The 12,549-nt window shown below is 70.5% G+C and carries 12 protein-coding genes; 4 read left to right on the forward strand and 8 right to left on the reverse strand.

Annotated features, from left to right (window positions below):
- The first annotated feature begins 22 nt into the window (after positions 1–22).
- The 3 genes from DEIGR_RS03145 to DEIGR_RS03155 all read left to right on the forward strand — a co-directional run bounded on the left by DEIGR_RS03145 (position 23) and on the right by DEIGR_RS03155 (position 3,196).
- Positions 23–313: a DUF485 domain-containing protein gene (locus DEIGR_RS03145; RefSeq protein ID WP_058975199.1), complete on the forward strand. Its 291-nt coding sequence runs from the start codon at positions 23–25 to the stop codon at positions 311–313.
- Complete coding sequence (locus DEIGR_RS03150) at positions 310–1,902, forward strand: solute symporter family protein (protein WP_058975200.1); 1,593 nt, start codon at positions 310–312, stop codon at positions 1,900–1,902. Before DEIGR_RS03145 ends, DEIGR_RS03150 begins: the two co-directional genes overlap by 4 nt.
- A 97-nt stretch (positions 1,903–1,999) precedes the next feature.
- A complete protein-coding gene (locus tag DEIGR_RS03155; RefSeq protein ID WP_236704641.1) occupies positions 2,000–3,196 on the forward strand; it encodes an MFS transporter in 1,197 nt (398 codons plus the stop codon).
- Here the strand turns inward: DEIGR_RS03155 and DEIGR_RS03160 are convergent.
- The 3 genes from DEIGR_RS03160 to DEIGR_RS03170 all read right to left on the reverse strand — a co-directional run bounded on the left by DEIGR_RS03160 (position 3,186) and on the right by DEIGR_RS03170 (position 6,229).
- On the reverse strand, positions 3,186–4,946 hold the full coding sequence (locus DEIGR_RS03160) for a tetratricopeptide repeat-containing diguanylate cyclase (RefSeq protein WP_058975204.1): 1,761 nt from the start codon (positions 4,944–4,946) through the stop codon (positions 3,186–3,188). The two genes, DEIGR_RS03155 and DEIGR_RS03160, sit on opposite strands and share 11 nt — an antisense overlap.
- A gap of 149 nt (positions 4,947–5,095) precedes the next feature.
- On the reverse strand, positions 5,096–5,614 hold the full coding sequence (locus DEIGR_RS03165; RefSeq protein WP_058975206.1) for a GNAT family N-acetyltransferase: 519 nt from the start codon (positions 5,612–5,614) through the stop codon (positions 5,096–5,098).
- Between the two features lie 3 nt (positions 5,615–5,617).
- Positions 5,618–6,229 (reverse strand): helix-turn-helix domain-containing protein, encoded by a 612-nt coding sequence (locus DEIGR_RS03170; protein ID WP_058975208.1) that lies wholly within the window; start codon positions 6,227–6,229, stop codon positions 5,618–5,620.
- 204 nt (positions 6,230–6,433) lie between these two features.
- Between DEIGR_RS03170 and acs the strand changes: the two genes are divergently transcribed.
- The gene (gene acs / locus DEIGR_RS03175) at positions 6,434–8,407 is read left to right on the forward strand and encodes an acetate--CoA ligase (RefSeq protein WP_153013604.1); all 1,974 of its coding nucleotides are present in this window, start codon (positions 6,434–6,436) and stop codon (positions 8,405–8,407) included.
- A 193-nt stretch (positions 8,408–8,600) separates the two neighbouring features.
- Here acs and DEIGR_RS20760 read toward each other — a convergent pair whose 3' ends face one another.
- From DEIGR_RS20760 to efp, 5 genes are all read right to left on the reverse strand, one after another.
- Positions 8,601–8,762 carry a hypothetical protein gene (locus DEIGR_RS20760; RefSeq protein WP_160329906.1) on the reverse strand — a complete coding sequence of 54 codons (162 nt, stop codon included), beginning with the start codon at positions 8,760–8,762 and terminating at the stop codon, positions 8,601–8,603.
- 314 nt (positions 8,763–9,076) lie between these two features.
- Positions 9,077–9,598, reverse strand: a complete 522-nt coding sequence (locus DEIGR_RS03180; RefSeq protein ID WP_236704642.1) for a class I SAM-dependent methyltransferase — start codon at positions 9,596–9,598, stop codon at positions 9,077–9,079.
- Between the two features lie 120 nt (positions 9,599–9,718).
- Complete coding sequence (gene accC / locus DEIGR_RS03185) at positions 9,719–11,056, reverse strand: acetyl-CoA carboxylase biotin carboxylase subunit (protein ID WP_058975214.1); 1,338 nt, start codon at positions 11,054–11,056, stop codon at positions 9,719–9,721.
- Between the two features lie 120 nt (positions 11,057–11,176).
- The gene (gene accB, locus DEIGR_RS03190) at positions 11,177–11,734 is read right to left on the reverse strand and encodes an acetyl-CoA carboxylase biotin carboxyl carrier protein (RefSeq protein ID WP_058975216.1); all 558 of its coding nucleotides are present in this window, start codon (positions 11,732–11,734) and stop codon (positions 11,177–11,179) included.
- Positions 11,735–11,968: 234 nt separating this feature from the next.
- Entirely contained in the window at positions 11,969–12,526 is a 558-nt protein-coding gene (efp, locus tag DEIGR_RS03195; protein ID WP_046844986.1) for an elongation factor P, read from the reverse strand.
- Positions 12,527–12,549: the final 23 nt, after the last annotated feature.

Here is a 12,549-nt window from a genome sequence, read left to right on the forward strand (position 1 = left end):
ACCCCCACTCCCGGAGGTCGTCATGACGGTATCCAGCGCCCCACCCACCGCGCGTAACGCCGCGTACCAGCAACTGGTCGCGCAGCGCAACGCCTTCACCCTCACCATGACGGTCACGTTCCTGGTGCTGTACTTCCTGCTGCCCGTCCTGGCCGGGTACAACAAACCCCTGATGGCGCAGAAGGTCCTGGGGAACGTCACCTTCGGGTACCTCCTGGCCTTCGCGGAATTCATCATGGGCTGGGTCATGGCGTACCTCTACGTCGTCAAGGCCCGCACCTTCGACCGGCTAGCACAGGAGGCCCGCGCGTGACCTTCCTACTCGCCGCGATCATCGTGGCCGTCACGCTGGCCGTCACCTTCTGGGCCAGCCGCCGCAACACCAGCGCCGGGGACTTCTACGTCGCGGGCGGCCGCATCAGCGCCAGTCAGAACGGCATCGCCATCGCCGGGGACTACATGAGCGCCGCGTCGTTCCTGGGCATCACCGGCCTGATCGCCCTGAACGGCTACGACGGCTTCATGTACTCGGTCGGGTGGTTCATCGCGTACCTGACCGTGCTGTTCATCGTCGCCGAACCGCTGCGCAACCTCGGCAAGTACACCCTGGCCGACATGCTCGTGTACCGCCTGAAAGACCCCCGCGTGCGCACCTATGCCGCCGTCAGCACCATCGTGATCAGCACCTTCTACATGATCGCGCAGGTCGTCGGCGCCGGAAGCCTGATCAGCCTGCTCTCCCGGGGTGCGATCAGCGCCGACCTCGCCATTCCGCTCGTCGGCGTGCTGATGATCATCTACGTCGTCGTGGGCGGCATGCTCGCCACCACCTGGGTGCAGATCATCAAGGCCATGCTGCTGATGTTCGCCACCATCGTCATGACCGTCCTGATCCTGAACCGCTTCGGCTGGAGCTTCTCGAACCTGCTGGGACAGGTCGAAGCCAAGAACGGCGCGGAATTCCTCGGCGCCGGCGTGAAGTACAAGAACCCCATCGACCTGATCAGCCTGTGCCTCGCGCTGGTGCTCGGCACCGCTGGCCTGCCGCACATCCTCGTGCGCTTCTTCACCGTCCCCACCGCGCAGGACGCCCGCAAGAGCGTCGTGTGGGCCATGGCCCTGATCGGCGCGTTCTACGTCATGACCGCCTTCATGGGCAACGCCGCCAACGCCCTGCTCGGCAAGGACGCCATCGAGGCCGCGAACAAGGCCGGGAACATGGCCGCGCCGCTGCTCGCCGAGAACCTCTTCGGCGGGGCGGGCACCCTGGGCGGCGAGTTCGGCCTGGCGTTCGTCACCGCCGTCGCCTTCGCCACCATCCTCGCAGTCGTCGCGGGCCTGACCATCAGCGCCAGCACCAGCTTCACGCACGACATCTACAACGGCGTCCTGAAAGGCGGACAGGCCAGCGAGAAAGACCAGTTCCGCGTCGCCCGCCTCGCCACCGTCGCCGTGGGCGTCGCCGCGATCCTGCTGGGCCTGGCCGCCAAAACCCAGAACGTCGCGTTCCTGGTCGCGCTGGCCTTCGCACTGGCCGCCAGCGCCAACCTGCCGGTCATCCTGTTCACGCTGTTCTGGCGCAAGTTCAACGCCACCGGCGCCATGTGGGGCATCGTGGGCGGCATCCTGTTCACGCTGCTGCTCATCGCCATCAGCCCCAACATCATGAAGATCGACCCGGACACCCTGACCACCGGCCGCCACCTGATCCAGGCCAACGCGATCTTCCCGCTGGAGAACCCCGGCCTGATCAGCATCCCCGCCGGATTCCTGTTCGCGTACCTGGGCACCCTGATCGGCGCCCGCCGCCACACCCCCGAAGACGACCGCGTCTTCGAGGACATGCAGTTCCGCGCCTACACCGGCGCCGGCGTGGACGGCACCGTCGCCGCGCACGACTGACCCGCACACGAGAGGGGACCCGGATGCCGAGTCGCGTCCGGGTCCCTCCGCTGAGTGGCGGATGCACCCGCCCGTGACCTGACCTAGCATGGCGCGCGTGACTGCCCCGACCCGCGCCGCCGCCTACCCGACCGGGTTCTGGGTGCTGTGGTGGGGCACGCTGATCAACCGCCTGGGGGAGTTCGTGGTGCCGCTGCTGGGCTTCTACCTGACCGCGCACGCGCACCTGGGCGTCACGCAGGTCAGCGTGATCCTGGCGATGCTGGGCCTGGGCCGTTTCGTGTCCGAGGGCCTCAGCGGGCCGCTGACCGACCGGCGCGGCCCGGCCTTCACCATGATCGTGGCGTTGACCGGCGGCGCGGTCATGATCCTGGCACTGTCCTTCGCGCAGGGGTTCTGGTGGACGGCGGCGGGCGTGCTGGGGTTCTCGCTGCTGTCCGCGCTGTACAAACCCGCCGCGAGTACCGCCATCGCGGAACTCACGCAGGGTGCGCAGCGGACCCGCGCGTACAACCTGCTGTACTGGGCGATCAACGTCGGGGCCGCCACCGCGCCCCTGCTGGGCGGCTGGCTGGCCGGGCGGTCCCTGCGGCTGCTGTTCTGGCTGGACGCCGCGACCATGGCCGCGTTCGCGCTGCTGCTGACGCTGCTGTACCCGCGCGCGCCCCGCGCCGCGCCGCAGGGCGACGCCCGGACCCGCCGACTGCTGCCGCGCGACGCGCTGCTGTGGCAGTTCTGCCTCTTCTCGCTGCTGTTCGGCCTGACGTACCAGAGTTACAAGGTGCTGGCCGTGGTGTTCGCGCAGCAGGGTTTCAGCGCCGCGCAGTACGGCCAGGTGCTCGCCGTGAACGGCGCGCTGGTCGTCCTGCTGGGCCTGCCGCTGGGGCACCTGATCGCCCGCAGCGGCCACCCCCGCTGGCAGGCACTGGGCGCCGCGCTGCTGGGCGCGGGCTTCCTGGGACACGCCCTGGCGCACACGCTGTGGGCGCACATGCTGGCCGTGGCGGTCTGGACAGTGGGGGAGATCATCGCGTACGGCATCAGCAAGACGATCATCAGCGAACTCGGCCCGCCCGCGCAGCGCGGCACGTACATCGGCCTGGTGGGGAGCATGGCGGGCCTCGCGACCCTGCTGGCCCCGCTGCTGGGCGGCGCGCTGCTGCAATCGCTCGGCGCGGGCCGCATGTGGGTCGTGATCGCCGGACTGGCCCTCCTGGCCGCCCTGCTGCTGCTGGCGCTCGAAGGTCGCGTGCAGACCCGGCTGGCGCGGGCGCCGGGGACCGCTACCGGGTGATGCTCAGGGTGTTCGGCCCCTGCCGCCGCGCGCGGTAGTACTCGGCGTCCGCCGCGTCGATCAGCAGGTTCACGCCCTGCACGAACCCGCGCCCCACCAGCCCCACCCCGACGCTGACCGCCCCCTGCATGCCCGGCACGCCCCAGTCGTACGTGCGGACCTGCTCGATCACCCGTTCCAGCGGGTGCGTCGCGCCGTCCGGCGCCGTCTCGGGGAAGATCACCATGAACTTGAACCGGTCGAAGCGCGCGACCGTGTCCATCGCCCGCACCTGCCCCTCCAGCACGCGACTCACGGCACTCAGGACGTTGCTGACGAACAGGTCCGCCGGGCCGTCGGTGGGCGGCGCGTGGACCTCCACCCCCACCACCGCGAGGCTCAGCGGGGCGCGCAGGCGCACGCAGCGGTTGAAGTGCAGCGTCAGGACCTCCAGCCCGAACGGCCGCGAGTGCGCGCCGCTCTCGGTGTCCAGCATGGACGTGCCGCGCCAGCGTTCCAGCATGACCTGCATCGCGGCCAGGCGGGTACTGGCGTCCTGCACGGTGCCCTCCAGGAGGTGCAGCGTGTCTCGCCGCGCGGCGCGCTGCGCGAGCGCCTCACGCGCGGCGTAGGTCGCCTCCTGCACCTGCGCGTCCCGCGCCGCGGCGTCCCGGCGGCGCTGCGCGTCCAGACCGGTCGCCCAGGCGCGCAGCTGCGCGGCCGTCTCGGCCGGGTCGCCCTGCGCCTCGGCGAGGTCCGCCAGTGCCAGGTGCGCCGCGGCGCTCAGGTCACCCTGCCCGTGGTCCAGGTCGAAGCGCAGCGCCCAGACCAGCGTCTCGCGCGCCGGCGCGGCGCGGCCCTGCGCGGCGAGGTGCGCGGCCAGCGCCAGCAGCGTCCGCCCGTGCGCGCCGGGCGAGTCCTGCTCGGTCAGCGTGAGGCTGCGGCGCAGCAGGGCGTGCGCCTCGCCCGGCTGGCCCTGCGCGTCGTGCGTGGCGGCGCGGGCGTCCAGCAGGCCCGCGAGCAGCGCGGGCTCGCCGTGACGTTCGGCCAGCGGCAGCGCCGCGTCCAGGAACCGCGCGGCGCGCGCCGGGTCCCCCTGCGCGGCGTACGCGCGGCCCAGGCCGCCCAGCGCGCGGGCCTGCGCGGCGGTGCCCTCGCCGTGCGTCAGGTGCCCGGCCGCGCGCAGCGGCTCCAGCGCCGCCTGCGCGTCCCCGGCGTCCAGGTGCAGTTCACCCAGGCCCAGCAGCGCCCCGGTCGCCTGCGCGCGCGCGTCGTGCGTGGCGGCCAGTTCGGTGGCGCGCGTGAACGCCGCGGCGGCCTGCGCGGCGCTGCCCAGGTCGCGCAGCAGCGTCCCCAGCTGCACCTGCACGGCCAGTTCGGTCAGGGGGTGCGGGGTCTCGGCGGCCAGCGCGGCGGCGCGCAGCAGCGCCGGGAGCCGCGCGAGCGGGTCGTCCAGCAGCGCCGCCTCGCGGACCGCGCAGGCGAGTTCCTGCGGCGCGTCCCGCAGCTGCTCGAACCGCCGGGCGGCCGACCGGACCTGCTCCAGCGCCTCCGGACCGCCCTGCAGGGTACCCAGGCGCAGTTCGGCGCGGGCGGTGCGGGCGGGGTCGTTCAGGCTGGCGGCCAGCGCGCGGGCCTGCCCGGCCAGCGCCACCTGTTCCGGCAGGGGGTGAGGATCGGCGGACAGGGCCAGCAGCGCGTCCACCCGCGCCGGGCCGGGTTCCTGGGGCAGCAGCGCCTCGAAGGGGTGCAGGTGGGGCGGGAGATCCATCAGGGTCTCCCGGCGCGCAGGACGGTGGGCATACCTCACAGTACGGGCCGCCCCGCACGCGCGGGAAGGGGGGCGGGCGCGCGGCGCCGGGGGGGGGGAGGGGGCCAGAGTCCGGTGGGCTCCCCCTCCGGCACACCGGCCCACTGCGGTCAGAGCCGCCGGTAGTACAGGCGCGTGCCGGTCAGGCCCCCGTGGGGTTTCAGGGCGTATCCTGGGATCTCCCCGGCGAACATGTACCCGGCGCGTTCGTACAGGCCCGACGCGCCGCCCTCGCTGGCGGTGTCCAGCACGAGCAGGGTGCGGCCGTGCGTGCGGGCCAGGGCCTCGGCCTCGCGCAGCAGGGTCAGGGCCAGCCCGCGCCCGCGCGCGTCCGGGGCGGTCATCATCTTGGCGATCTCGGCGCGGTGCGGCTGGTTGGGCGGGCAGTCGAGGATCAGCGTGACGGTCGAGAGCAGCCTCGCGCCCTGCCACGCGCCCAGCACGACGCGTTCGCCGCGCGCGGCGGCCGTCAGCGAACCCGCCCAGAACGCGCGGGCCTGCGTGGGGGCCAGAGGGTGCATGAAACTGACCGAGCCCCCGGCGGCGACGGTGGCGATCAGCAGGTCGCTCAGGGCGTCCAGGGTGGCGGGCGCGTCACCCAGCGGCTCGATACGGACGGTGTCGGTCATGGCTTACCTCCGGGCGAGAAAGACGGCGTACGTGCAGGGCTGAGTGCCAGGATTCTCGAAGGTCACGTCGCAGGGCGTCCCGAAGCCCAGGCAGTCGCCCTCCGCCAGCATCCAGGTCAGGTCGGGCGCGCGGTGCTCGGTCAGGCGCAGTTCACCCGACTGCACCCACAGCACCTGCACAATGTGCGCGTATGAACCGGCAGGCAGCGTGACGCTCGCCCCGGCCGGGAGGGTGACCTGCACGGCCTCCAGCGGGTGCGTGGGCGCGGCGAACAGCTGGCGGCGGGTGTAGCCGGTGTCGGGGTCACGCCACCCGGGCTGCTGCGCGGCGCGCGACAGGCGTTCGTGCTCGCGCCCCCCGCCACCCCCCTCGGCGCGCAGGAGCAGACCGGCCAGGGTCAGGTCGAACGCCCCGGCGAGGCGCAGCAGCGTGACGGCGGTGGGGCTCATCTCACCGCGCTCGATGCGGCTCACGGCGGCCTTCGACACCCCGGCGCGCCCCGCCAGGGTCGCCTGCGTCCAGCCGCGCGCCTCCCGCTCGGCGGTGATCTGCCGGGCCAGCCGTCCGGCCGCCTGCTCGGCCGTGACACCCGGTGAGTTGCTGATCGTGGTCATGCGTTGATTTTCCGCAACGACGCTTTCTCGTGTCAAGGCCGAACCTGACCGCTTGAACCGGGTGCAGTACCGCCGCGGTACCCGCGCAGTCAGCCCACCCGGAATCCCACCTTCACGCGAGTACAGTGGACACACAACCACAGCCCAGAACCCGCGCCCGGCGCCCTGACGGCGGCCCCCGCTCCACCCACCCGGAGGTGTCCCATGACCCAGACTCCCACCCAGCCCAGCGACCACCCGGCCAGCGACCATATCGACGCGATGCTCCACGAGAACCGCGTGATCGAGCCCAGCGCCGCCTTCCGCGCGCAGGCCCGCGTGACCCGCGAGGACTACGAGCGCCGCTACCGCCAGAGCCTCGACGACCCCGACACCTTCTGGTCGGAAGTCGCCGGGGAACTCCACTGGTTCAGCCCCTGGACGCAGGTGCTCGACTGGCAGCCCCCCCACGCGCAGTGGTTCGTGGGCGGCCAGACGAACATCGCCTTCAACGCCCTGGACCGCAACGTCGCGCGCGGCCTGGGCGGCAAGACCGCGATCATCTGGGAAGCCGAGGACGGCGAGGTCCGCACCTACACCTACGCTGAACTCCTGCGCGAGGTGAAGAAGGCCGCGAACGCCCTGACCGACCTGGGCGTGCAGCCCGGCGACCGCGTCACCCTCTACCTGCCCCTGACGCCCGAGGCGGCCATCGCCATGCTCGCCTGCGCCCGCATCGGCGCGGTGCACTCCGTGGTGTTCGGCGGGTTCTCGGTCAGCGCGCTGGCCGACCGCATCAACGACGCGCAGAGCAAGGTGCTGATCACCGCCGACGCCGGGCAGCGGCGCGGGTCACTCGTGAACCTCAAGGCGAACGCCGACGAGGCCGCCAGACTCACCCCCAGCCTGGAGAAGATCCTCGTGGTGTGCCGCGCCGACTGCGACGCCCCCATGCAGGAGGGCCGCGACGTCTGGTGGCACGACGCCCTGAACGCCGCCAGCGACGAGCACGACGCCCTGCCCGTGGACAGCGAACACCCGCTGTTCGTGCTGTACACCTCGGGCAGCACCGGCAAACCCAAGGGCGTGCAGCACACCACCGGCGGGTACATGATCGGCACGTACCTCACCACCCAGACCATCTTCGACCTGCGCGACGACGATATCTACTGGTGCACCGCCGACGTCGGCTGGATCACCGGCCACAGCTACAGCGTGTACGGCCCCCTCCTGAACGGCGCGACCGTCCTCATGTACGAGGGCGCGCCCAACCACCCCGACTGGGGCCGCTTCTGGCAGCTGATCCAGAAGCACCGCGTCACGATCCTGTACACCGCGCCCACCGCCATCCGCTCCTTCATGCGCCAGGGCGACGCCATCCCCGCCGCGTACGACCTGGGCAGCCTGCGCCTGCTCGGTTCGGTCGGGGAACCCATCAATCCCGAAGCGTGGATGTGGTACTGGCGCACCATCGGCGGCGAACGCTGCCCCGTCGTGGACACCTGGTGGCAGACCGAGACCGGCAGCATCATGCTCACCACCCTGCCCGGCGCGCACGCCAGCAAACCCGGCAGCGCGGGCCTCCCCATGTTCGGCGTGGACCCCGCCATCATGACCCACCAGGGCGAGGAACTCGGGCCCGACGACGGCGGCCTGCTCGTCATCAAACGCCCCTGGCCCAGCATGCTGCGCACCGTGTACGGCGACGACGAGCGCTACCGCAAGACCTACTGGGGCGAGATCGACGGCGTGTACTTCGCCGGGGACGGCGCCCGCCGCGACGCCGACGGCTACGTCACCGTCATCGGCCGCGTGGACGACGTCCTGAACGTCAGCGGCCACCGCCTGGGCACCATGGAGATCGAATCCGCCCTCGTCGCCCACGCCAGCGTCGCCGAGGCCGCCGTGGTCGGCAAGCCCGACGACGTGAAGGGCGAGAGCGTCGTCGCGTTCGTGCTCCCTCAGAGCGGCTTCACGGTCGACCCCAAGGAACTGCGCGCCCACGTCAGCCGCGAGATCGGCGCGCTCGCCCGCCCCGACGCCATCTACGTCGCCGACGCGCTCCCCAAGACCCGCAGCGGGAAGATCATGCGCCGCTTCCTGCGGCAGATCGCCGCCGGAAAGGCCATCCAGGGCGACACCAGCACCCTGGAAGACCCCGGCGTGCTCGACCGGCTGGCCGCCACCCCACCCGTGTAACGCCGGACAGGGGGCCGCGACACCGCCAGAGCCGGGGTGTCGCGGCCTCCTGCTGATAAGGACTCCGGTTGAAAGGTTTGCAAAAACTTTCAACCCGAGCGGAGCGAGTAGGAGACAAACGGGTTCCGAGCGTGGAGTTGGCAGATCGGTGATTTTCCGATCTGTTAACGAAACAAACGGAATCCGTATGAGTTCAGGTGGCGCCCAGCGTGTACTCGGGCGCGTCCGCCCGCAGTTCCAGGTGATCCCCGCACCACAGCGGGTGCAGGTCCACGCTGGCCGTGCGGCCCCAGCGCGCCCCGCCATGCGCGGCCCGCACCGTCAACGTGACGATCCCGCTGGGTTTCGCGGACACCTGAATGTCCAGGTGCCGCAGCGGGTCCGGACGGCACTCCCCGAGCAGCTGGGTCTGATACGGACTCCGGTTGAAAGGTTTGCAAAATCTTTCAACCCGAGCGGATGCGAGAAGGAGCAAAGCGGGTTCCGGACGTGGAGCTGGCAATCCGGTGAAGTCCCGGATTGTCAGCGAAACAAACGGAATCCGTATGAAGTTCCGGAAGCAGGGGCCGCAGCGCCCGGTGCAGGTCGGCAGGAAGCATGCCCGCAGCATGCGCTCAGCCGCTCCGGGGCGGAATTGGCCGCGTGGCGCACCCGACTGGCCAGCTGACCTCACGGGTTCAGGCACCAGACCAGCAACTGCGCGGCGTCCTGAACGGGGAAGAGGTGGGGGGGAACCTCCGCCTCTTTGGCATACGTGCCGAGCATGAACCGGGCGTCGTCAGCGGTCACCGTGAGCGGGCAGGTGACGGTCGACGCGGATTCCGGCGGCGCGTCCCCCGGTGGGAGGGACTGCCCCAGGGCCGCCCAGGTGGACCGCAGGTGCGCCGGACCGTGCGCCGCCGCCCACACCTGTCCGCCGGGCCGCAGGACGCGCCGTGCCTCCGCCAGCGCCCGCGCCGGATCGGGCAGGTGCGCCAGGACCCGCGCGAACAGCACCACGTCGAAGCTCGCGTCCGGGAACGGGAGCGCCTCCGCGTGCGCGGGCTGCACGTCCGGCCCCGGCGTGGGATCGACCCCCACCACCCGGCCCGCGTGCCCCCGCCGCGCCAGCTCGCGCACCAGCCGACCGTCCCCCGCGCCCACATCCAGCACGTCCAGGGTAGGGGAGAGGCTCAGCGCGTCCAGCAGCACCCCCTCCGGCCAGGAGCGCCCGCACAGGCGCGAGAGCCACGCATCCCGCGCCCCCAGACGGTCAGAGGCAGACGCCGGGAGCCCCCCAGCCATCTGCCTCCGACCATCTGCCATCGGCTCCTACATTTCCATCCGCGTCTTCAGGAAGTTCGTCATGACCGCGCCGCGCTTGTAGAAAGGGTTGTCCATGATCTTCACGTACAGCGGGATGGTGGTTTTGGGTCCCTGGATGACCGTCTCTTCCAGCGCGCGCTTCATGCGGGCAATCGCCTGCTCGCGCGTGTCGTGGTGGACGATCAGCTTGCCGATCAGGCTGTCGTAGTGCGGGGGGATCACGTAGCCGGTGTAGCAGTGGCTGTCCACGCGCACGCCGGGTCCGCCCGCGAAGTGCACGTCGTCGATCTTCCCGGCGGCCGGGCGGAAGTCCTTGTCGGGATCCTCGGCGTTCAGGCGGCACTCGATGGCGTGCCCGCGCAGCACCACGTCCTCCTGCTGGAGTTTCAGGCCGTACCCGGCGGCGATCTCCAGCTGCAGCTTCACGAAGTCCAGGCCCGAGATCTCCTCGGAGACGCAGTGTTCCACCTGGATGCGGGTGTTCATCTCCATGAAGTAGTAGTTCCCGTCGCGGTCCACGATGAACTCCAGCGTGCCCGCCCCGGCGTAGTTCACGTGCTTCGCGAGGCGCACGCCCGCCGCGAGGATCTCCTGACGCAGCGTGTCCGGCAGGGTGCTGGGCGCCTCCTCGATCAGTTTCTGATTGCGCCGCTGGATGGAGCAGTCGCGCTCGCCGATGTGGATGACGTGGCCCTGCCCGTCGCCCATGACCTGCACCTCGACGTGCCGGAATTCCTCCAGGAACTTCTCCATGATGATCGCCGGATCACCGAAGTACAGGCGCGCTTCCTCCTGCGCCTGCGCGAAGCCCTTGGCGAGTTCCTCCTGCGTGCGGATGACCTTCTGCCCGCGCCCGCCGCCGCCCGCGCTGGCCTTGAGCAGCACCGGGTACCCGATCTGCTTCGCGGCCAGCAGCGCGTCGTCCACCGTGTCCAGCACGCCGGTGCCCGGCACGACCGGGACATTGCTCATCGCGGCGATCTCGCGGCCCCCAGCCTTGCTGCCCAGGGCACGCATGCTCTCGGGCGTCGGCCCGATGAACGTGATGCCGTGCTCGCGGCACATCTCCGCGAAATCCGGGTTCTCCGCCATGAACCCGTAGCCGGGGTGAATGCCCTCCGCGCCCGTCATCAGCGCCGCCGACAGGATGTTCGGGATGTTCAGGTACGACTGGTTACTGGCGGGCGGACCCACGCACACCGATTCGTCCGCCAGCAGCACCGGCAGGCTCTTCTCGTCCGCCGTGGAGTACACCACGACCGTCTTCACGCCCATTTCCCGCGCCGTCCGGATGACGCGCAGGGCAATCTCGCCACGGTTGGCGATCAGGATCTTCTTGAACATGCATGCCTCCAGCGGGGTCAAAAGGTCTGAGGGTCGAAGAGTCCAGGGGTCAGAGGGTCACAGAAAGTTCACTCTTGACGCCTGGCCCCTTAGACCGTTCGACCCTTCGACGTTTTGACGTCATTCAATGATGAAGAGGGTCTGGCCGTACTCGACGGGTTCGGCGTTCTTCACGAGGATCTCGCGGATGGTGCCGCCCTGCTCGGCTTCGATCTCGTTCATCAGTTTCATCGCCTCGATGATGCACAGCACCTGCCCGGCGGCGACGGTATCGCCGACCTTCACGTAGGGGGCGGCGTCGGGGCTGCTGGACGCATAGAAGGTGCCGACGATGGGGGCCTTGACGGGCGTGCCCTTGCTGGCGGGTTTCTCGGCGGGCACTTCAGCGGCGGGCGCGGGGGCAGCGGCCTGTGCGGGCGCGGCGGGGGCGCTGTCCTGCACCTGGGGGGCGGGCGCGGCGTGTGCAGGCATGGCGGGCGCGGGCATGGGCGCGAACGCGGGGGCGGGCATGGGGGCCGCGACCGGGGCGGGGCCGGGGGTGGGCATGGGGGTGGGAGCGGCGAAGGCCTGCGGGCCGCGTTTGAGGCTCAGGTCGAAGCTGCCGGTGCGCAGGCTGAATTCGCGCACGTCGGCGTACGTGAGGGCATCGAGAATCTGTTTCAGGTCGTTCGGGTTCATGGCCCCTCCTTGAAGTTCGGGTGTTCTGCGGGTGCTGCTCCCAATCATGCCCTGTGCCGGGTGAGAGGGGCATGCACCCCGCAGCCTAACGCTCGTTTGGCTGTGCTGAGTCTAGCGGCAAGTGCGCCTGGATGACTGTCGCGCTCGGCTGGTCCGGACTGAACTCAGTCCAAGGGAAAACGTGTGCGCCGCCCGCCGGAGGAACCGGGGGCGGCGCAGCTCAACTCACGTCATTTACGCGCGGCTGAGGTACTGACCCGTGCGGGTGTCCACCTTCACGTTGGTGTCCTGCTCGACGAACAGGGGCACCTGCACCACGGCGCCGGTCTCCAGCGTGGCGGGCTTGGTGCCGCCGGACACGGTGTCGCCGCGCACGCCGGGGTCGGTCTGCACGATCTTCAGGATGACCTGGTTGGGCAGCGTGATGCTCAGGGGCTTCTCGCCGTACATGGCGACTTCCACCTCGGTGTTCTCCTTCATGAACTTCGAGGCGTCGCTGACCAGGGTCTTGCCCAGCGTGATCTGGTCGAAGGTGTCCAGGTCCATGAACACGTAGTCCTCACCGTCGGGGTAGAGGTACTGCATCTTCTTGCCTTCCACGTAGATGTCCTGCAGCTTCTCGCCGCTGTTGAAGGTGCGGTCCACGATCGAGCCGCTTTCCATGTTGCGGAACTTCGTGACGACCTTCGCGCCGCCGCGGCCCATCTTGAGGTGCGAGTACTCCAGGCACTCCCAGAGGCCGCCGTCCATCTCCACTTTCGTGCCGTTACGCAGTTCAGTCACACTGATCATGTCTTCTCCTTGTCCTCGTCCGG

The sequence above is a fragment of the Deinococcus grandis genome (assembly GCF_001485435.1).
In the GTDB taxonomy this organism is placed as follows: Bacteria; Deinococcota; Deinococci; order Deinococcales; family Deinococcaceae; genus Deinococcus; species Deinococcus grandis.

Coding starts and splice junctions, on each gene's coding strand:
- efp (WP_046844986.1), bottom strand. CDS start 12,526: ATGATCAGTGTGACTGAACTGCGTAACGGCACGAAAGTGGAGATGGAC.
- DEIGR_RS03145 (WP_058975199.1), top strand. CDS start 23: ATGACGGTATCCAGCGCCCCACCCACCGCGCGTAACGCCGCGTACCAG.
- acs (WP_153013604.1), top strand. CDS start 6,434: ATGACCCAGACTCCCACCCAGCCCAGCGACCACCCGGCCAGCGACCAT.
- DEIGR_RS03170 (WP_058975208.1), bottom strand. CDS start 6,229: ATGACCACGATCAGCAACTCACCGGGTGTCACGGCCGAGCAGGCGGCC.
- accC (WP_058975214.1), bottom strand. CDS start 11,056: ATGTTCAAGAAGATCCTGATCGCCAACCGTGGCGAGATTGCCCTGCGC.
- DEIGR_RS03165 (WP_058975206.1), bottom strand. CDS start 5,614: ATGACCGACACCGTCCGTATCGAGCCGCTGGGTGACGCGCCCGCCACC.
- accB (WP_058975216.1), bottom strand. CDS start 11,734: ATGAACCCGAACGACCTGAAACAGATTCTCGATGCCCTCACGTACGCC.
- DEIGR_RS03160 (WP_058975204.1), bottom strand. CDS start 4,946: ATGGATCTCCCGCCCCACCTGCACCCCTTCGAGGCGCTGCTGCCCCAG.